This window comes from Knoellia sp. 3-2P3 (genome assembly GCF_029223115.1).
GTDB lineage: Bacteria > Actinomycetota > Actinomycetes > Actinomycetales > Dermatophilaceae > Pedococcus_A.
The window spans coordinates 765812-784376 of record NZ_JARGZE010000002.1 but is presented as its reverse complement, the minus strand read 5'-3'; the positions used below and the strand labels follow the sequence as shown (position 1 = coordinate 784376).

Genomic DNA, 18565 nt, shown 5'->3' with positions numbered 1-18565 from the left:
GTGGACACCGTCGTCATCGCGTCAACCGAGCAGGACGCTGCGGCCGTCGAGGCCGTCAAGGGTCACCACGCAGAGATGGCGGGCACCCTGTCCCTGCTCGCCGGCCGGGTTGCCTCTGCGCCCGACACCGGGTCGTCGCTCGCCGCCCGGGACGAGCTCGTTCGCTGGGCGGAGGGCGACCTCGTGCCCCACGCGCTCGCCGAGGAGAAGGCGATGTACCCGCTGGCCCACGAGGACAGCCGCGCCCGGCTGCTCATCGACGCCATGCTGGCCGAGCACGCGCTCATCATGGACCTCGTCGCCCGGCTCGGGGGCGCGACGACCCAGGTCGAGGCGGCAGCCTGGGCCAAGGCGCTGTCCGTCACCTTCGAGAGCCACCTCGCGAAGGAGGACGACCAGGTCCTGCCCCTGCTGGCGCAGTCACCGGGGGTCTCCCTCGCCGGCGCCCTGACGGGCATGCACGAGCTGCTCGGCGGCCATGGGGAGGGCCACGACCACAGCGGTGACCACGCCGCCGCCGAGCCGGAGGTCGGTGGATGTGGCGGGGGCTGTGCCTGCGGTGAGAGCGACGGCCCTGACCTGCCCGAACTCGACGCGCGCGCCGTGCCCCACGCCATCCGACACGCGACGATCTTCGGCGCCCTGGATGCGCTGGGCCCGGGCGCCGGCATGGTGCTGCTCGCCCCGCACGACCCGCTGCCCCTGCTGAGGCAGGTCGAGGAGCGTGAGCCCGGGGCCTTCGCGATCGACTACCTCGAGCGCGGCCCCGAGACCTGGCGGCTCCGCTTCCTGCGCGCCTGACCAGGTGCCGGGCGGCGCCGGCACACCCCCGCCCGCGCCGCCCGGCACCGCCCACGCCGCCCGGCACCGCCCACGCCCCCTGGGCTGTGGACAACGCCAGGGGCTCACTCGCGCCCCTCCTAGCCTGACGGCATGCCTGAGATCGCGGTGAGCGCCGAGGACCTCGTCCGGCTGGCCGAGGAGCTCGACGAGGTCAGGGCCTTCCTCGCGGCGCTCGACCGCGTGAGCACCATCGAGCCGTGGGCGTTCGGCCCCGGAGAGACGCCGGGCGCCCTGCTCGCGGTGCTCGGCAACTGGCAGCGCTACCGGCTGCTGCTCGGGCGGCAGCTGGACGCCCTCGCGTTGGCGGCGCGGGCGGCGGGGGCCGGCTACGCCGAGGTCGAGGCCACGGTGACCAAGGGGTTCGAGGGCCTGCGAAGGTGAGCGGCTACCTCCCCATCCCCGGAAGCCCCGACGTGGTCGAGGCAGTCGCAGCCGCGCTGCGCGACGAGGCCCAGCGCATCGCCTCCACCCACGAGCGGCTGCTGGCCCTGCGCACCCACACCTCCTGGGACAGCCCCGCCGGCCGCGCCTTCGCCGCCGAGCTGGCGCTCCTGCCGCGGGTGCTCGACCTGGTGGCCCAGAGGTATGCCGGCGCGGCGGCCGCCCTGCGCGCGTTCGCCTCCGAGTTCCGCGAAGCCCAGCTCGAGTGCAACCTCGCGATCAGCCTGCGGGAACGGGGTGCCTGGCGTCGTAACCGCCACGCCGAGGCGCTGGCCCGGGCGGAGACCAGCGCCTCGCCGGCCGACCTCGCCCAGGTGCCCGGGCTGCACCGGCTGATGGTGGAGGGTGCCGCCGAGGTGCTCGACGCGGAAGGTCGTTACGGCGTGGCCTGCGAACGCTTCGACCAGGCCGACCGTCGCTGCCGGCGGGCCCTGGCGGCCCTCGACCACGACTCGCTCACCGACTCGCTCCAGTACGACACGATCAAGGGCGCCGGGGCGCTGGCCGACGACGTGACCCGGTCCGCCGGCTACGTCGCGCTGGTCCCGGTCTGGGCGCCGGCGGCGAAAGCGGTGGGTGCGACGTCCGCGGCTGCGGGCCTGCTGCTCGACGGCATGGTCAAGGTGGCCTTCGACGAGGGCGACTGGGGTCCGATGGTGGAGGAGTTCGGCCTCGGCGTGCTCGGGTTCGGTGCGGCCTCGCTGCGCACCGCGGGCCTGGCCAGGGGCCTGCCGAGTGCCGCCCACCGCGGACCGAGCGGGTTCGCCAGCTCCTCCCAGCGGCTGCGCGCGGGCGTCAAGGAGCAGGCGACGGCCAACGACCCATGGCGCGTCGGGCCGGCCCGGGTGAGGCCGCCGCAGCGGTCCCTCCCCGCGGCGGGGGCGCTGCCCCTGGGCGGCCGGGTGAAACGGGAGGTGCGCGGACGGGTCGACCGCACGGTCAAGGGCCTGCGGGGCGACTGGGGAGTGGCGACCCGCAACGGTGCCGACGCCCGCGCGATGCTGTTGACCGCGTGGGGCCTGAAGGCGGGCAGCACCACCTACACCGGGGCGAAAAAGGTCAACGCCGCCTACGAGCGGGTGATGATGGCCCGTGAGCGCTGGCTGGTGCGGGAGCGCCGTCCCGCGCAGGCTCCCTGAGCTGAGCCGGACCTCGACGGGCACGCGACGGGGGCCTCACGACGAGGGCCTCACGACGAGCGCAGGAGCGAGAGCGTGGCCCGGGCCCGACCGTTCTCGGTGCCGTCGTGCTCCACGCCGAGCTCCTGCAGCAGGCCGGTGACGTGGCTGTCGGCGGTCTTCGCCGACAGCAGCAGCGCCGAGGCGATCCCGGAGTTGGAGTGGCCCTGGGCCACGAGCGAGAGCACCTCGTGGTCGCGCGCGCTCAGCCGTGACAAGGGGGCCGCCTGCCCCCGCTCGAGGATCAGGGGCTTCACCACCTCGGGGGACAGGGCGAGCCCGCCGCCCGCGACCCGGCGCAGGGCGTCGAGCAGGCCGAGCACGTCCTGGACCGTGTCGCTGAGGAGGTAGCCCAGGCCGCTCTCAGCCCCGTCCACGAGGCGCTGCATGTCCTGCGGCTCGGGGTGGTTGGCGACGACGATCACCCCGACATCCGGGCGCTCGCCCTTGAGGGCGAGCGCCGCCTCCACGCCGGAGTCGAGCGCCCCGGGCGAGAGCCGGGCATCCACGATCGCGAGGTCCGGTGCCAGGCTGCGCACCGCGTCCCCGAGCGCTGACGGCTCCTGCACCGAGGCCACCACGTCGACCCCTCCCGCCTCGAGGAGCACCTGCAGCCCTTGGCGGAAGGCGGCGGAGCCACCGGCCAGCACCACCCGGAGGGCGGCGACGGGTTGGGCCCGGGAGCGGCGCCGGGTCATGACCGAGCGGGCCGCTCCGGGCCTCGGGACATGCCGGCGAGCGCGGTGGCCGCCCGGGCGACGACCGCGGCGGTCGGGCGGCTGGCGCGCATGGTGCCTCCGATCAGGGACCGGTGGTGGGTCACAGGCCTGCCCCCGACGCTAACGACGGCCACCGGGGGCGGGGTACAGCATCGCCACTAGCCCGCGGCAGCGCCCCAGTCGCCCAATTGGGTGACCGGGGAGGGTCCGTCGTGCGCCCGTATGCTGGGGCGCATGTCCACCCCGCGTCCCGGCGACTCCCCGTCCGGCCGCGGCAGCGAGGGAGCCCGCAGGGGTGTTGGTCGTGGGGGGAACAGCCCCGACTCGGTCGTGCGCTCGGCGCGCACGGGAGGCAGGTCCGCGCGGACCCGGGGCGATCGCCGCCGCGTCCCCCAGCGTCCGCCCCGCCAGGCCATCCCGGTGCCTGACCTCCACTACCCCGAGCACCTTCCCGTGGTGGAGCGCAAGGACGACATCGCCGACGCCATCCGCCACCACCAGGTCGTCATCGTGGCCGGAGAGACGGGCTCGGGGAAGACGACCCAGCTCCCGAAGATCTGCCTCGAGCTCGGGCGCGGGCGTGAGGGGCTGGTCGGCCACACCCAGCCACGCAGGATCGCCGCGAGGTCGGTGGCCGAGCGCATCGCCGAGGAGCTCGAGGTCGAGCTCGGCACGGCGATCGGCTACCAGGTGCGCTTCACCGACCTCAGCAGCGACAACACCCTCGTCAAGGTCATGACCGACGGCATCCTCCTGAACGAGATGCAGCACGACCGACTGCTCAGCAAGTACGACACGATCATCATCGACGAGGCCCACGAGCGGTCGCTCAACATCGACTTCATCCTCGGCTACCTCAAGCAGCTGCTGCCGCGTCGCCCCGACCTCAAGGTCGTCATCACGTCGGCGACGATCGACCCCGAGAAGTTCGCGAAGCACTTCGCCGGACCGGACGGCACACCGGCGCCCATCATCGAGGTGTCCGGTCGCACCTACCCCGTCGAGGTCCGCTACCGGCCCCTCGTCGACCCGGACCGCGAGGACGCCGAGGAGCGCGACCAGGTCACCGGCGTCTGCGACGCGGTCGAGGAGCTGTGGACCGAGCACCGCGAGGGCGACATCCTCGTGTTCCTCTCCGGCGAGCGCGAGATCCGTGACACCGCAGACGCGCTCGCGTCGATGGACCTGCCGCAGACCGAGGTCCTGCCGCTGTTCGCCCGCCTCTCCGCGGCCGAGCAGCACCGGGTCTTCGGCCGGCACAGCGGTCGCCGGGTGGTGCTCGCCACCAACGTCGCCGAGACCTCCCTGACGGTGCCCGGCATCCGCTACGTCGTCGACGCCGGCACCGCCCGCATCTCCCGCTACAGCCAGCGCACCAAGGTGCAGCGCCTGCCCATCGAGCCGGTCTCGCAGGCCAGCGCCAACCAGCGCGCCGGCCGGTGCGGCCGGGTCGCCGACGGCATCTGCATCCGGCTCTACTCCCAGGACGACTTCGACGGACGGCCGGAGTTCACCGAGCCCGAGATCCAGCGCACCAGCCTGGCCTCGGTCATCCTCCAGATGACCTCCCTCGGCCTCGGCGACATCGCCGCCTTCCCCTTCGTCGACGCCCCCGACTCACGCCAGGTCGCCGACGGCATCCGGCTCCTCGAGGAGCTCCAGGCCTTCGACAGCGGGTATGCCGCGGAGCCGGCCCCCACGGGCACCGCACCGCAGCGGGGCCGCGGCCGCGGGCGCCGGCTCACGGCATACGGCAGGACCTTGGCGCGGCTGCCGCTGGACCCGCGGCTCGGGCGCATGCTCATCGAGGCGGACCGGCTCGGGTGCACCCGCGAGGTGCTCGTCATCGTCGCGGCCCTGTCGATGCAGGACCCGCGTGAGCGCCCGGCCGACCAGCAGACCCAGGCCGACCAGTCCCACGCGCGGTTCCGCGACGAGCACTCCGACTTCATCTCACTGCTCAACCTGTGGCGTTACCTCAAGGACCAGCAGAAAGCGTTGAGCGGCAGCGCGTTTCGGCGCATGTGCAAGGCCGAGTTCCTGCACTACCTGAGGGTGCGGGAGTGGCAGGACCTGCACACCCAGCTCCGGCAGGCGTGCCGCCAGCAGGACATCGACCCCGACCGGGCGACCGCTGCGAAGGACGAGGACCCCAAGGCCGACGTCATCCACCAGGCCCTGCTGGCCGGCCTGCTGTCGCACATCGGCCTGCGCGACGAGGCCAAGCGCGACTACCTCGGCGCCCGCGGCGCGCGGTTCGCGATCTCGCCCGGCTCGACCCTGTTCCGCCGCCAGCCCACCTGGGTGATGTCGGCCGAGCTGGTCGAGACGAGCCGCCTGTGGGCCCGCACCAACGCCCGCATCGACCCGGTCTGGGCGGAGCGGCTGGCCGCCCACCTCGTCAAATGCACCTACAGCGAGCCGCGCTGGTCGAGGAAGCAGGGAGCCGCGCTGGCCACCGAGCGGGTCACCCTCTACGGCGTCCCGCTGGTGGCGGCTCGCACGGTGCAGTACGGGCGGATCAACCCCGAGGAGTCGCGCGACCTCTTCATCCGGCACGCGCTCGTCGAGGGCGACTGGGAGACCCACCACGAGTTCTTCCGTGCGAACCAGGCACTGCTGGGGCGGCTCGCGGAGCTCGAGGAGCGGGCCAGGCGGCGTGACCTCATCGTCGACGACGAGGCCCTTGTCGAGTTCTACGACCAGCGCATCCCGGCCGGCGTGGTCTCCGCACGCCACTTCGACAGCTGGTGGAAGGGGGCCCGCCGGGAGACGCCGGACCTGTTGACCTTCACCGAGGAGCTCCTCACCCGTGAGACGGCCGAGGAGGTCTCGGCCGGCGACTACCCCCGCACCTGGCGGCAGGGTGGTCTCGAGCTGCCCCTGACCTACCAGTTCGAGCCGGGCGCGGCGGCTGACGGCGTGACGATGCACATCCCGGTGCAGGTGCTCAACCAGGTGGAGGACGAGGGCTTCGACTGGCAGGTGCCCGGCCTCAGGGCCGACCTCGCCACGGCCCTGCTGAAGTCGCTGCCGAAGGCGACCCGTCGGCACTTCGTGCCCACGCCCGACCACGCGGCCGCGGCCCTGGCCGACGCCCAGCCGGGCGGCGGACGCCGGCTCGTCGACGAGATGGCACGGGTCCTGCAGGCCCGCACCGGTGTGCGGGTGCCGGCGCAGGAGTGGGACGTGGCCCGGGTGCCCGACCACCTGCGCATCACGTTCAGCGTCGACGACGACCGCGGTCGGTCGCTGGCCAGCGGCAAGGACCTCGAGCAGCTCAAGGCCCAGCTGGCCGGCCAGGTGCAGCGCCGGATGTCGCGGGCCGGGGCAGCGATCGAGCGGAAGGGCCTGCGGCAGTGGGACTTCGGCGCCCTGCCGGTGACCTTCGAGACGCGGTCCGGCGGGCAGGCCGTGCAGGGCTTCCCGGCGCTGGTCGACCGCGGCGACTCCGTCGACCTCGTGGTGCTGCCGGGGGAGCGGGAGGCCGAGGCGGCCACCCGGCTGGGGGTGCGTCGCCTGCTGCTGCTCAACACCTCCGCGCCCTGGAAGCGAGTGCTCGCCCGGCTCACCAACGCGCAGAAGCTGGCGCTGGGCAGCAACCCGCACGGCAGCGTGCCCGCCCTGCTCGACGACTGCCTCGCCTGCGCGGTCGACGCGATCGTGGCCGAGCGGCAGCCGGGGCCCGTGCGCGACCCGGAGGCCTTCGAGGAGGTCCTGGCGGCGGTGCGCACCCACGTCGTCACCCGGGTGCTCAACGTCGTCGACGAGGTCGAGCCGGTGCTCGGCCTGGCCCGCGAGGTGGAGCAGCGGCTCGCCTCCCTGCGCGCCCCTGCGGTCGCCTCGCTCGCGGCCGACCTGCAGGCGCAGCTGCGCAGCCTCGTCTACCCAGGCTTCGTCGCCGACACCGGCCTCGCCCGCCTGCCCCACCTGCGGCGCTACCTGCGGGGGATGCTCCTGCGCATCGAGAAGGCCCCCGGCGCCCTCGTACGCGACGCCCAGGGGCAGGAGGTCGTCGACCGGGTGGAGGAGGCCTACGCCGACCTGCTCGAGTCCCTCGCCCCGGTGGACCGCCGCTCCCAGCCCGTGCTCGACGTCGGGTGGATGATCGAGGAGCTGCGGGTGAGCCTCTTCGCCAACAGCCTGGGCACGGCCCAGCCCGTCTCGGAGAAGCGCATCCACAAGGCGATGGCGGCGCTCACCGCCTGAGGCCCCGTCACCGGATCGTGATGCCCCGCCCTGAGCGGCGGAGGAATCGGTTGGCACACTGATCTGTTGATCCTCGAGTAGGACCACGAGAGAGGAACACCGTGCAGAACCCGTCCGAGCTGTACCGCTTCGAGACCGACGCCGAGCCGCACGAGCTGCGCGCCTCGGTGATGATCGTCACGCTCGGGGGATTCGTCGACGCCGGCCAGACGCAGCGCCTGCTCACCGACCACCTGCTCGCGTCCTCGGACGGCTCGGTGGTCGCCTCCTTCGACGTCGACCAGCTCCTCGACTACCGCGGCCGGCGCCCCGGGATGGTCTTCGACACCAACCGCTGGGTGAGCTACGACGACCCCGCCCTCGCGCTGCACCGGCTGGTCGACCGTGACGGCACGCCGTTCCTGCTCCTGGCCGGGCCCGAGCCCGACTACCAGTGGGAGCGCGTGGTCGAGGCGATCCGCGAGCTCGTCGTCCTGCTGGGCGTCGACCTCGTGGTCACCGCGCACGGCATCCCCATGGCGGTGCCGCACACCCGGCCCATCGGCATGACCGCGCACGCCACCGATCCCCGCCTGGTCCCCGAGCAGCTCAACCCGTTCGGCCGGGTGCAGGTGCCGGGCAGCCTCTCCTCGCTGCTCGAGCTGCGGCTGGGGGAGTCGGGCCACGACGCCATGGGCTTCGCCATCCACGTGCCCCACTACCTGGCGCAGTCGGAGTTCGCCGACGGCGCCGTCACCGCGCTCAACGCGATCACCGGTGCGACGGCCCTCGACCTGCCGATCGACGACCTGGTCGCGGCGGCGGGCCTCAACCGTGCCGAGATCGCCGAGGAGCTTGCCGGCTCCGAGGAGGTGGCCCAGGTGGTCGCCGCCCTCGAGCGCCAGTACGACACCTTCGTCGAGGGGCTGCAGAAGCCGAGCCTGCTCGCCACCGACGTGAGCGAGCTGCCCTCGGCCGACGAGATCGGCGCCGAGTTCGAGCAGTTCCTGCGCGAGGTCGCCGAGGACGAGCGCGACGACTCCTGACGCCCGGGACGCGCGCCACCTGCCGGCGCGCCGGGCTCAGACTCGGGCGTGCCGCGCGCGGCTGAAGCTGTAGAGGCCGTAGGCGCCGATGCCGAGCGCGACGGCGGTCAGCAACCCCGGGCCGAAGGGCTGGTCCTTCAGGGTGCGCAGGGCGCCGTCGAGCCCCTTGGACTCCTCGGGGTTGGCGTGCATGGCCGCGAGGATGAACAGCACGCCCACCACGGCCAGGGCCACGCCCTTGGCGATGTAGCCCACGACGCCGGCGCGGACCGCCCAGGTGCCCGGGTCCTTCTCGAGGTCGCGCAGGAAGCCCTCGGTGGCGCCCTTCCAGACGTGGTAGGCGCCGACGCCGATCACGACGAGGCCGACCAGGGCCACCAGCCACTGCCCGCCCGGCTTGCTCATGAGCGAGGAGGTGAGGTCGACCGTCTGGCTCTCGCTGTCCGAGCTCTTGCCACGCGCGAAGTTGAACGTCGTCCAGCCCAGCGCGAGGTAGACCACGGCCTTGCTGAACGCCTTGATGCGCCCACCCCAGGCCTCCTTGTCGGAGCCGGGGTGTCCGAAGGCCGAGTCAGCCAGCTGCCACAGCCCGAGACCGAGGAAACCCAGCACGCCCACCCACAGGGCGAGCTTTCCGGCGCTGTTGCCCGCGAGCGACTGCAGTGCCCCGCTCTGGTCGGCGTCCTTGCCCGAGCCGCCCAGGCCCCACGCGACCTGCAGCGCGATCCACCCGATGAGCAGGTGGAGCAGGCCACTGACCGCGTAGCCCACCCGGGCCGCGGTCTCGAGGGCAGGGTGGTCGCTGGCCTGCCGCGCAGTGCTGATGACGTCGCTCATGGGCACAGCGTGGCACGTCGGGGGCCACACCTCACTCCTTGGCGTCCGACCAGCGCGTCACGATGCTCGCGTCCGCCACGAAACGGACCTCGGTCGAGCCCGTCCAGCGCCGCGCGCTGTCGTCCAGGGCGTGCACGACGCGGTGCAGGCACTCCTCGGCCCGGTCGCCCGGAACGTGCACGAGGAGCTCGTCGTGCAGGCACAGCACGATCTGCGCGCCGAGGTCGCGCGTCGTGGCCCGGACCGTCGCGGCCCAGGCCTTGAACAGCTCGGCGGCCGCCCCCTGGATGACGGCGTTGCGGGCGAACCGGCCGCGGGCCGCGTCCCGCGCCGGGTCCGTGCCGGGGGCGATGCCGTCGACGGAGGGCCCCATCGGGACGGTGCGCCCCCCGAAGGTGCGCACCGGCCGTCCCCGAGCGCCCGCGGCATACGCCTGGTCGAGGAACGCCATGGCCGTGGGGTAGGCGCGCTCGAGGCCCTTGAGGGCCTCGCCAGCCGCGCCGCTGCGCTGGCCGTACATGGCGGCGAGCACCGCGACCTTCGCCACGGGCCGCTCCACCCCGAGGGTCGCGGCCACGGGCGCGTAGAGGTCGTCGGCCCGGGTCGCCGCGGCGAAGGCACGGTCACCCGAGACCGCCGCCAGCACCCGGGGTTCGATCTGCCCGAGGTCCGCTCGCACGAACACGTGCCCCGGGTGGGCGGCCACCGCCGGACGCAGGGAGGCCGGCAGGTTGTGCAGCCCGTTCTGGGCCGTCATCCGCCCGGCGGCGCCGTCGCACGCGGTCCAGGCGCCCCGCAGGCGGTCGTCGGCGCCGACGTGGTCCTCGAGCCAGGCGTAGCCGTAGGTCGTCGCGATCCGCTCGGCCTTGCGCCACTCCAGCAGGGCCGCCACGAGGGGGTGGGTGTCCCGGAACGGCTCGAGCACCCACTTGCGCGTGTTGGGCACGTCGACGCCGACGCTGGCGAGCAGCTCGCGCACCTGCACCGGGTTGCGCAGGTCGGTCGACTCGCGGCCCGGCGCGAGCCGCAGCACGGCCATGTCCCGCTGGGCCCGCACCGCGCGGGCCTGGCGCTCGTCCTCCGGCCGGGGTCCCGCAGCCTCGGCGATCAGCTGCTCAGCGGTCGCGCGGTCCAGCGGCAGCCCGTCGCGCTCGAGCTCCACGCAGAGCAGCGAAGCCGCGGACTCGGAGTGCGCCGTGCCCACCCCGCGCGGACCTGCCTGGCTGAGCGCCTTCTCCTGTGCCGCAGCGCAATCCAGCGCAGCCCTGGCCCACGACACCAGGCGGCTGGGCGTCACCGCCCATCCCGCCGAACCGTCTGGCCCAGCCTCCGGCCGGAGGTACCCATCGGTGCGCACCGCGCTGTCGGGGTCGCCGGTGTCGGCCTCGGCGGCGCCGAAGTCGAAGAGGTCGCCGACGGCCGCTGCAGGCATGGTCGACGGGTCGAGGCCTTGCGAGTGGGCCCACGCCAGCTGCGGAGACGCCTCCCACCCACCGGCGAGCACGCGGTGCGCCTCGGCCACGTCCCAGCAGCGGGCGAGCGGGACCCGAGCGGCGACGATGGGGGCGGCGTCGTGGGCAGCCGACCACCAGGTCCAACGCGGGGAGCGCTCGCGCTCGAGGCGCTCCACGAGGCCCACCACCTGCTCGTCGGTGCCGCACTCCTCGACCCCCTCGCCGACCACGGCGACCAGCCGAGGCTGACCAGCGGTGCGAGGTGCGGCCACGAGGGCGACGCGGGTGCCGCGAGGGGAGCCGGCGGGAGGTCCCGTCACCACTGCCTGCCGCCGCCCACGACGAGCAGCCTAGGACACGGTGCTCACCGGGGGAGCAGGCGTCGGGCGGCCGCCGCCAGGTCCTCCGGGGTGGCCACGCAGGCTGCGAGATGGGCGTCAGGCCGCACCAGCCACATCTCGCGGCTGCCCTCCATGCGGAGGGCAGTGCGGAGTATGCCGTCGGCGTCGATCTCGTCGAGCGACACGACCCGGCGGGGCAGCTCCGGGGGAAGGACGTCGTCGAGGGCCGTGGCCGCCGCCTCTCGCCGGCCGGCGTCCCCGAGCAGAACCAGCAGCCCGGAGCGGCACAGCTGCCGAATGTGGGTGACGCCGGGGTTCTCGGCGTCCCGGACCGGGGCATCGGGGATGATCACGCCGGGGACCGGTGCCGGCGCCTGTCCGCGGGGCGGGCGCCCGGGCCAGGGGCGTGCGCTGTGGGGGGTCGTGAGCTCCGAGTCGACGTACCAGAACGGCTCGGCCAGTCGCCCCGAGTCGACGCGATCGTGCACGGTGGGGTCGGTGACGGCAGCCTCGAGGAGCTCGCGCCGACGCGCGGCTCCCTCCGGGGAGTGGGGGACCAGGAAGTCCATCGTGGCCGAGGTGACCTCGAGGTTCTCCACCGCCGCAGCCCGACGCTCCCTCTCGTACGAGTCCAGCAGGGCCTCGCCCGCCCACCCCCGCAGGACGAACGCGATCTTCCAGGCCGCGTTGTCCGCGTCTCCCACGCCGGAGTTGAGGCCGCGGGCGCCGAAGGGGGCGACGAGGTGGGCGAGGTCGCCGGCGAGCAGCACCCGCCCGACACGGAACCGGTCGGCGACGCGGGCGTGGAAGGTGTACAGCGACGTCCAGTCGATCTCGTAGGGCCGGTCGCCGACCACCTGCCGGATCCGCACGTCGAGGGAGCCGTCGGCGCGGGCGCGCTCGAGGTCGAACGAGGGGTCGACCTGCCAGTCGATGCGGTAGAGCCCGCCCGGGCACGGGTGGATCAGCACCTGCCGGCCGGGGTTCCAGGTGGGGTCGAAGTAGAACCGTCGCTCGTTCTCCCAGCCGGGCAGCTCGGCCCGGATGTCGCAGATCAGGAACGAGTCGGCAAAGCTGCGCCCCTCGAAGCCCACGCCCAGCAGGTCACGCAGCTGCCGCCCGCGCGCCCCGCCGCACGCCACGGCATACGCGGCCTCGACCTCGACCGGGCCGGCGCTGGTCTCGCAGCGCACGACCACGCGGTCGTCGTGCTCCTGTTCGAGCCCGACGACCTCGTGGCCCCACCGCTCCTCGATGAGCGGCTGGGCGGCGATGGCCTCGTCGAGGATCTCCTCCGTGCGCGCCTGCGAGATGTTCACGAAGGGCGGGAACGGCGAGCGGCCAGAGTCCTGCAGCTCGACGCAGAAGAGCTCGTGCTCACGGTAGAAGGTGCGCGCGCGGGACCACGTCAGGCCCTCCTGGGCGATGCGCTCGCCGCCGCAGGATGCCCACACGTCGAGCACGTCGCGCTGCTGGCAGATGGCCTTGCTGCCCACCGGGTCGCGGGCCGGCCGTCGGTCCAGGAGCACCACGGGCACACCCCACCCGGCCAGCAGCAGCGCCGTCGTCTGGCCGACCGGGCCGTTGCCGATGACCGCGACGCGACCGGCGGAGCGGGGGCCGGCGGGTCCCGCCCCGCTGCTCATGACTGGAGCTGGTCCCAGACCTCGCGGTCCCGCTCCGCCGTCCAGATGACCGGCCGCTCGATCCCGGACAGCTCGTCCCAGCAGCGCGAGACGTCGAAGGGCAGCGTGTGCTCGAAGATCGGCCACGAGCCGTACTGGTCGACCAGCGCCGCGTGACAGGCGTCGAACGCCTCCTTGAGGGTGCCGTCCCGGCCCTGGGCCTCGCGCACCTTCTCGATGATGACGGCGAGGAAGTGCCGGCTCTGCTCGATGGCGGCGTTGACCTCGTCCCCGCCGCGCACGACGCCGCCCCGACCGCCGACGAGCTGGTCTGCGCCGAACGACGCCACCGTGTCGAGCGTGGACGTGGACCACTCCTGGTGGAACGCGTCGCCGGTGTAGAGCGCTGCCCTGGCCTCGACCAGGTCACCGGCGAAGAGGATCCGGTCCTTGGGCAGCCAGGCGACGATGTCGCCCTCGGTGTGCCCACGGCCGCAGTACCTCAGCACGAGGTCCCCGCGGTCGCCACCGAGCGGGATCGTCAGCTCGTCGGTGAAGGTGCGGGTCGGGTGCGTGAGGCCGGGGATCGACTCCGGCTCCTTGAAAAGCCTTGGCATCCGGCCGAACTCGCTCTCCCAGTCCTGCTGACCGCGCTCCTCGATGAGGAACTTCGTGCGCTCGTGGGCGATGATCTCGTCGGCCTCGAACGCGGACGCGCCGAGGACCCGCACCGCGTGGTAGTGCGAGAGCACGAGGTGGCGGACCGGCTTGTCGGTGTGCTCGCGAAGCCGGTCGAGCCACTCGCGTGCCGCCACCGGGGTGGCGCGGGCCTCGAAGGCCACGAGGAAGTCCTCGCCCTCGATGGCGCCGACGTTCGGGTCGCCCTCGGCGGTCAGGGCGTAGACGCCGTCGGCCAGGACCTCGAGGGTCTCGGTCTTCTCGGTCAGGTCGGCCGACGAGGCGAAGGGCTTGCTCACTGGTCCTCCTGGGGAGTGGGGAGAGCGGGGGGAGCGGGGGAGCCGGGTGCGGGGGAGGCGGGCGACGGCGCCGAGGTGCTGCGGGCCGCCACCGACCCGGACGACGTGGAGCCGCCACCAAGGTAGGCCTTGCGCACCCGGTCGTCGCTGGACAGGTCGGCCGGGGTGCCCTGTGCCACAACGGTTCCGCGTTCCATCACGACCACCCGGTCGGCGACCGTGAACGCGGCCCGGATGTTCTGCTCGATGAGCAGGACCGCGAGCCGCTTGCTGTCGCGCAGGGCCCCGAGCGCGGCGATGATCTCGCCCACCACCTTGGGGGCCAGGCCCAGGCTGGGCTCGTCGAGCACGACCACCGACGGCTCAGCCATGAGGGCCCGGGCCATCGCCAGCATCTGCTGCTCGCCCCCGGAGAGCGCGCCGGCCGGCAGGGTGATCCGGTCGGCGAGCCGCGGGAACAGCTCCAGCGCCTCGGCCCGCCGCTGTGCGTGCCTGCCGTCGCCACGCCGGGTCCATCCTCCGAGCTCGAGGTTGTCGTCGACGGTGAGGGAGGGGAACACCAACCGGTTCTCGGGCACGTGGGCCATGCCGCGGGCGGCGATCTGCTCCGCGCCCATGGTGGTGACCTCCTCGCCGCCGAGGAGGACCGTCCCCCCGGTGGGGCGGATCAGGCCGGACACCGCCCGCAGGAGGGTGGTCTTGCCGGCGCCGTTGGAGCCGATGACGGCGACCAGCTCGGCGGGTGCCACGGAGACGTCGACACCGTGGAGGACCTCGAGCTTGTCGTAGGCCGCGGTGAGACCCGTGACCTCCAGCCCACCCCCGGGATGCGTGCCCTGCTGCCTGCTCATGCCTCGACCTCCGCCGCGGCTCCGCGGATCAGCGCCTCGTCGTCCTCACCGGTGCCGAGGTAGGCGGCGATGACTGCGGGGTTGCCTCGCACCTCGTCGGGGGAGCCGAGCGCGATGAGGCGCCCGTCGTCCAGGACGGCGACGCGGTCGGCGAGGGCCATGACGGCGTCGACGTCGTGCTCGACGAGCAGCACGGAGATGCCGGCCTCGCGCACGCGGCGCAGCAGCCACGCGAGCGAGTCGCGCTCCGGGCCGCTGAGCCCCGCCATGGGCTCGTCGAGCAGCAGCAGGGCGGGGGCGAGGGCGAGCGCCCTGGCGACCTCGACCTTGCGCTGCTGTCCGAACGACAGGTCGGTGATGGGACGGTCCGCGTCCGCCGTGAGGCCGAGCGCCTCGACCGCGGTGCGGGCGGACTCGTCGATCTCGCGCTCCTCGCGTCCCGACAGCCCGAGCATCCCGCGCACGATCCCGGAGCGGCTGCGCAGGTGGCGGGCCACCTTGACGTTGCCCAGCACCGTGGAGCTGCCGAAGACCTGCAGGTTCTGGAAGGTGCGGGTGGCGCCGAGCTTCGCGATGGCGTGTGGTCGACGACCCTGCACCTGCTGGCCCCGGAGCGTGACGGTGCCGGAGGTGGGCTCGAGGACGCCGGTGATGACGTTGAACGCCGTGGTCTTGCCGGCGCCGTTGGGGCCGATCAGGGCGAGGATCTCGCCGGCCCGGACCTCGAGGCCGAGGTCGTGGAGTGCCTTGACGCCGCCGTACCTCTTGGTCAGGCCGCTGACGGCCAGCAGCGTGGTCCCCGCCTCAGGGGTGTCCGCCTGGGCAAGCAGCTGCTCGAGGGCCTTGCGGCCGGTGTATGCCGCGGGCCCACCGCCCGCGTGCCCTCCGCCTTCGTGGTCGCGCGCCTCGTGCACAGCCGCGGGGGAGGCGGTCGAGATCTGCACGTCGGGCTCGACGTCGGAGCCGGCCAGGGCGCCGGCTGTGGCGGGGGAGCCGGTGCGCTTGGTCAGCTTGTTCCACAGCTGGGCCAGGCCGCCGGGGAGCAGGATGATCAGCAGGACGAGCACCACGCCGAAGCCGATGAGCTGCACCTCGCCGGAGGCGCCGGGGATCAGCTGGGGGATGATCGTGCGCGAGCCCTCGTCGATGGCCTCGACGGCGACGGCGCCGGTGATGGCACCCCACACGGTGCCGAGGCCGCCGAGCACGACCATGAGGAGCATCTGCACGCTGAGCTCGAAGCCGGCGGCCTCGGGGCTCACCACCGCGAGCCAGTGGGCGTAGAACACGCCGGCCAGGCCGGCATACGCCGCAGCGAGGACGAACACGCGCAGCCGCAGCGCAAAGGTGTCGACGCCGAGGCACTCCGCGGCGACCTCAGAGTCGTTGACGGCGCTGAGGGCCCGGCCCGAGCGGCTGTGCACGAGGGTGTGGGCCAGCAGGAGGCCGATGACCACGAAGGGGACCAGCAGCCAGAAGTACTCCTGGGGGCTGTCGTAGACCCGGCCGTTGAAGTCCGGCTTGGGGATCCCGAAGATCCCGGAGGTGCCGCCGGTGACCTCGAGCTCGCGGACGACCACGGAGACGATGATGCCGAGACCGAGGGTGGCCAGGGCCAGGAAGTGGCCGCGCAGCCGCAGGAGGGGAAGGCCGACGAGCAGGGCCAGCAGCATCGCCGCGGCCACCGCGACCACCGCGGCGAGGAGCCCGGGGACCTCCGTCCTCGTGACCAGGATCGCCTGCGTGTAGGCCCCCACCGCGAAGAAGGCGGCGTGCCCCAGGCTGACCTGGCCGGCGAGGCCCATCAGCAGGGACAGGCCGATGGCCGCGAGGGCGTAGATGAGGGCATAGACGCCGACGTTGACCAGGCTGGTCGAGAACAGGAGCGGGAAGAGGAGGAGAAAGACCGCGAAGACGACGAAGGGCAGGAGCCGCCGGGCGCGTGCCATCAGACCCGCACCCCCGACGCCTTCAGGGCCAGGCCCTGCGGGCGGACGAGCAGCACCAGCAGGAGCACGATGAAGGCGACCGCGTCGCGGTAGCCCGCCGCGCCGTAGCCGGCAACCAGGCTCTCGAGCACCCCGAGGAAGAGCCCGCCGAGCATGGCCACCCGGAACGACACGAGCCCGCCGAGGGTGGCGGCGACGAAGCCCTTGAGGCCCAGGGTCAGGCCGTGGTTCCAGGAGCTGAGGTAGATGGGGCTGCTGACCACGCCGGCCACGGCGCCCACGAGCCCCGCGATGGCGAAGGCGACCATCGTGGCGGTCCGGGGGGAGATGCCGACCAGCCGCGCGGCGATCGGCTGCTCGGCGCACGCCCGCAACGCCTTGCCCGCCGTGGTGTGCTCGTAGAACCACACCACGGCATACCCCACGACCGCCGCGGTGCCCAGGATCCACACCTCCTGCGAGCGGATGCTGACCCCGCCGACGACGAAGTCCCGGCCCGGGAAGTCGGGAAGGCGGTGGGCCTCCGGGCCCCACACCAGGAGCATGACGGCCTTGAGCACCGTCGAGATGCCCAGGGTGAGGATGATCGAGGTCAGCGGGGTCATCCGGCGCACCGGCCGGATCGCGACCCGCTCGATGACCACCGACACCAGCACCACGAGGGGCACGACGAGCACGACGGCCGGGAGGAGGGGGACGCCTGCGGTGACGGCGCTGATGGCGCTCAGGCCGGCGAGGGCGGCGTACTCGCCCTGCGCGATGTTGACGATCTCCCTGACGGAGAAGATCGCCACGAACCCGAGCGCTATCAGCCCGTAGACCGCTCCCAGCGCCAGCCCGGAGAAGACCAGCTGGAAGAGGTCGCTCATCAGCTTCCCTCGATGACCTTCCACTGGCCGGCGTCGACGGTGACCATCATGAGGGCCTCCTTGGTGAGACCGGAGTGGTCCTCGGGCGTCATGGTGAACACGCCGCTGATGCCCGGCCAGTCGGACGTCTGCTCGATCGCGTCACGGAGCTTGTTCGGGTCGGTGCCCGCCTTCTTCAGCGACTCGATGGCGATCATGAAGCCGTCGTAGGCGTGGCCGGCGAAGGTCGACGGGTTCTGGTTGTACTTGGCCTTGTAGTCGCTGATGAACTTCGTGACGACCTCCTTCTGCGGGTCGTCCGCCGGGAGCTGGTCGGCGACGAGCATGCGCCCGAGCGCCGCGCGGAGGCCGTCGGCCGAGCCCTTGGCGGTGTCGAGGAAGACCTGGTTGCCGATGCCGTGCGACTGGTAGACCGGCACCTTCGGGCCGATGCGCTCGTACGAGACCTGGGCCAGCGAGGCGGCCGGGGGGATGCCCCAGATGAGGGTGGCGTCGGGGTCGGCCTTGCGGATGTTCACCATCTGCGCGGTGAAGTCCGTGGCGTCGGGCGCGAACTTCTCGACGGCGACCACCTCGATGCCGGCCGGCTTGCCGATCTCGGCGAGCATCTCCGGGATGCCCTCGCCGAAGCCGGACGCGTCGCGGGCCACGGCGATCTTCTTCAGGCCCTGGCTCTTCATGTCGTCGACGAGGCGCTCGAGGACGACCCGGTCGTTCTGCGCGGTCTTGAACACCCAGGTCGACCCGTCGACGATCTTCTGGTTGGCGGCCAGGGAGATCATCGGCTTCTTGGCCTGCTCCGCGAGGGGGCGCATCGCCAGGCTGGGGCCGGTGCGCGAGGCGCCGAGCAGGATGTCGACCTTCTCGGTGCTGAGCAGCTTGCTGGCGGCCTTCGCGGCGCCGTCCTCGGTGGACTGGTTGTCCTCGATGAGCAGCTCGACCTTGCGGCCGTTGACGCCTCCGGCGGCGTTGACCTGCTCGGCCAGCATCATGAGCGTCTGCCGCTCGGGAACCCCGAGGCTCGCGCCCGCGCCGGTGATGTCGAGCACCGCGCCGATCTTGATCGGGCCGCTGGTGGTGGTCCCCCCTCCCGAGCTGCCGGTGTCCTCGGACTCTGCGCAGGCCGTCGAGACGAGCGCGAGGGCGCTGATCGCCACGGCGGAGGTGATGGAGCGGACGATGCGTGTCATGCCTGGTCTCCTGACGGCCGGTATGGCCCTACACGACGCTGTGTTCTATATTCGAAC

At 73.2% G+C, this 18565-nt stretch carries 14 protein-coding genes; 5 read left to right on the top strand and 9 right to left on the bottom strand.

Annotated features, from left to right (window positions below):
• The 3 genes from P0Y31_RS18590 (at position 1) to P0Y31_RS09160 (ending at position 2423) form a co-directional block, all read left to right on the top strand.
• Entirely contained in the window at positions 1–801 is an 801-nt protein-coding gene (locus tag P0Y31_RS18590) for a DUF2249 domain-containing protein (protein ID WP_345803624.1), read from the top strand.
• Between the two features lie 132 nt (positions 802–933).
• Positions 934–1224 carry a hypothetical protein gene (locus P0Y31_RS09165; protein ID WP_275868508.1) on the top strand — a complete coding sequence of 97 codons (291 nt, stop codon included), beginning with the start codon at positions 934–936 and terminating at the stop codon, positions 1222–1224.
• The gene (locus P0Y31_RS09160) at positions 1221–2423 is read left to right on the top strand and encodes a hypothetical protein (protein ID WP_275868507.1); all 1203 of its coding nucleotides are present in this window, start codon (positions 1221–1223) and stop codon (positions 2421–2423) included. The genes P0Y31_RS09165 and P0Y31_RS09160 overlap by 4 nt, the downstream gene beginning before the upstream one ends.
• Positions 2424–2473: 50 nt before the next feature.
• Here the strand turns inward: P0Y31_RS09160 and P0Y31_RS09155 are convergent, their stop codons facing one another.
• Positions 2474–3160 (bottom strand): response regulator transcription factor, encoded by a 687-nt coding sequence (locus P0Y31_RS09155; RefSeq protein WP_275868506.1) that lies wholly within the window; start codon positions 3158–3160, stop codon positions 2474–2476.
• A gap of 441 nt (positions 3161–3601) precedes the next feature.
• On the opposite strand from P0Y31_RS09155, the gene hrpA reads away from it, so the two are divergent.
• Entirely contained in the window at positions 3602–7390 is a 3789-nt protein-coding gene (gene hrpA / locus P0Y31_RS09150) for an ATP-dependent RNA helicase HrpA (RefSeq protein ID WP_275868504.1), read from the top strand.
• A gap of 101 nt (positions 7391–7491) precedes the next feature.
• On the top strand, positions 7492–8415 hold the full coding sequence (locus P0Y31_RS09145) for a PAC2 family protein (RefSeq protein WP_275868502.1): 924 nt from the start codon (positions 7492–7494) through the stop codon (positions 8413–8415).
• A gap of 36 nt (positions 8416–8451) precedes the next feature.
• On the opposite strand, the gene P0Y31_RS09140 is transcribed toward P0Y31_RS09145, so the two are convergent.
• Genes P0Y31_RS09140 through P0Y31_RS09105 form a run of 8 tightly spaced genes read right to left on the bottom strand, consistent with a single transcriptional unit; the run spans position 8452 to position 18508 of the window.
• Entirely contained in the window at positions 8452–9252 is an 801-nt protein-coding gene (locus P0Y31_RS09140; RefSeq protein WP_275868500.1) for a DUF1206 domain-containing protein, read from the bottom strand.
• 31 nt (positions 9253–9283) lie between these two features.
• Positions 9284–11026, bottom strand: coding sequence for a DNA polymerase (locus P0Y31_RS09135; protein ID WP_275868498.1), 1743 nt, complete (start codon positions 11024–11026; stop codon positions 9284–9286).
• 44 nt (positions 11027–11070) lie between these two features.
• Complete coding sequence (locus P0Y31_RS09130) at positions 11071–12693, bottom strand: FAD-dependent monooxygenase (protein WP_275868496.1); 1623 nt, start codon at positions 12691–12693, stop codon at positions 11071–11073.
• Positions 12690–13649: an MBL fold metallo-hydrolase gene (locus P0Y31_RS09125; RefSeq protein WP_275868494.1), complete on the bottom strand. Its 960-nt coding sequence runs from the start codon at positions 13647–13649 to the stop codon at positions 12690–12692. The genes P0Y31_RS09130 and P0Y31_RS09125 overlap by 4 nt, the downstream gene beginning before the upstream one ends.
• Complete coding sequence (locus P0Y31_RS09120; protein ID WP_275868491.1) at positions 13646–14500, bottom strand: ABC transporter ATP-binding protein; 855 nt, start codon at positions 14498–14500, stop codon at positions 13646–13648. The genes P0Y31_RS09125 and P0Y31_RS09120 overlap by 4 nt, the downstream gene beginning before the upstream one ends.
• A complete protein-coding gene (locus tag P0Y31_RS09115) occupies positions 14497–16449 on the bottom strand; it encodes a branched-chain amino acid ABC transporter ATP-binding protein/permease (RefSeq protein WP_275868489.1) in 1953 nt (650 codons plus the stop codon). The genes P0Y31_RS09120 and P0Y31_RS09115 overlap by 4 nt, the downstream gene beginning before the upstream one ends.
• Positions 16449–17318 carry a branched-chain amino acid ABC transporter permease gene (locus P0Y31_RS09110; protein WP_275868487.1) on the bottom strand — a complete coding sequence of 290 codons (870 nt, stop codon included), beginning with the start codon at positions 17316–17318 and terminating at the stop codon, positions 16449–16451. Before P0Y31_RS09110 ends, P0Y31_RS09115 begins: the two co-directional genes overlap by 1 nt.
• Positions 17318–18508: an ABC transporter substrate-binding protein gene (locus tag P0Y31_RS09105; RefSeq protein WP_275868485.1), complete on the bottom strand. Its 1191-nt coding sequence runs from the start codon at positions 18506–18508 to the stop codon at positions 17318–17320. The genes P0Y31_RS09110 and P0Y31_RS09105 overlap by 1 nt, the downstream gene beginning before the upstream one ends.
• Between the last annotated feature and the right edge of the window lie 57 nt (positions 18509–18565).

Excerpts from the sequence above, each read along its gene's own strand:
- P0Y31_RS09165 (WP_275868508.1), top strand. The coding sequence starts at position 934 with ATGCCTGAGATCGCGGTGAGCGCCGAGGACCTCGTCCGGCTGGCCGAG.
- P0Y31_RS09155 (WP_275868506.1), bottom strand. The coding sequence starts at position 3,160 with ATGACCCGGCGCCGCTCCCGGGCCCAACCCGTCGCCGCCCTCCGGGTG.
- P0Y31_RS09140 (WP_275868500.1), bottom strand. The coding sequence starts at position 9,252 with ATGAGCGACGTCATCAGCACTGCGCGGCAGGCCAGCGACCACCCTGCC.
- P0Y31_RS09130 (WP_275868496.1), bottom strand. The coding sequence starts at position 12,693 with ATGAGCAGCGGGGCGGGACCCGCCGGCCCCCGCTCCGCCGGTCGCGTC.
- P0Y31_RS09120 (WP_275868491.1), bottom strand. The coding sequence starts at position 14,500 with ATGAGCAGGCAGCAGGGCACGCATCCCGGGGGTGGGCTGGAGGTCACG.
- P0Y31_RS09115 (WP_275868489.1), bottom strand. The coding sequence starts at position 16,449 with ATGGCACGCGCCCGGCGGCTCCTGCCCTTCGTCGTCTTCGCGGTCTTT.
- P0Y31_RS09110 (WP_275868487.1), bottom strand. The coding sequence starts at position 17,318 with ATGAGCGACCTCTTCCAGCTGGTCTTCTCCGGGCTGGCGCTGGGAGCG.
- P0Y31_RS09105 (WP_275868485.1), bottom strand. The coding sequence starts at position 18,508 with ATGACACGCATCGTCCGCTCCATCACCTCCGCCGTGGCGATCAGCGCC.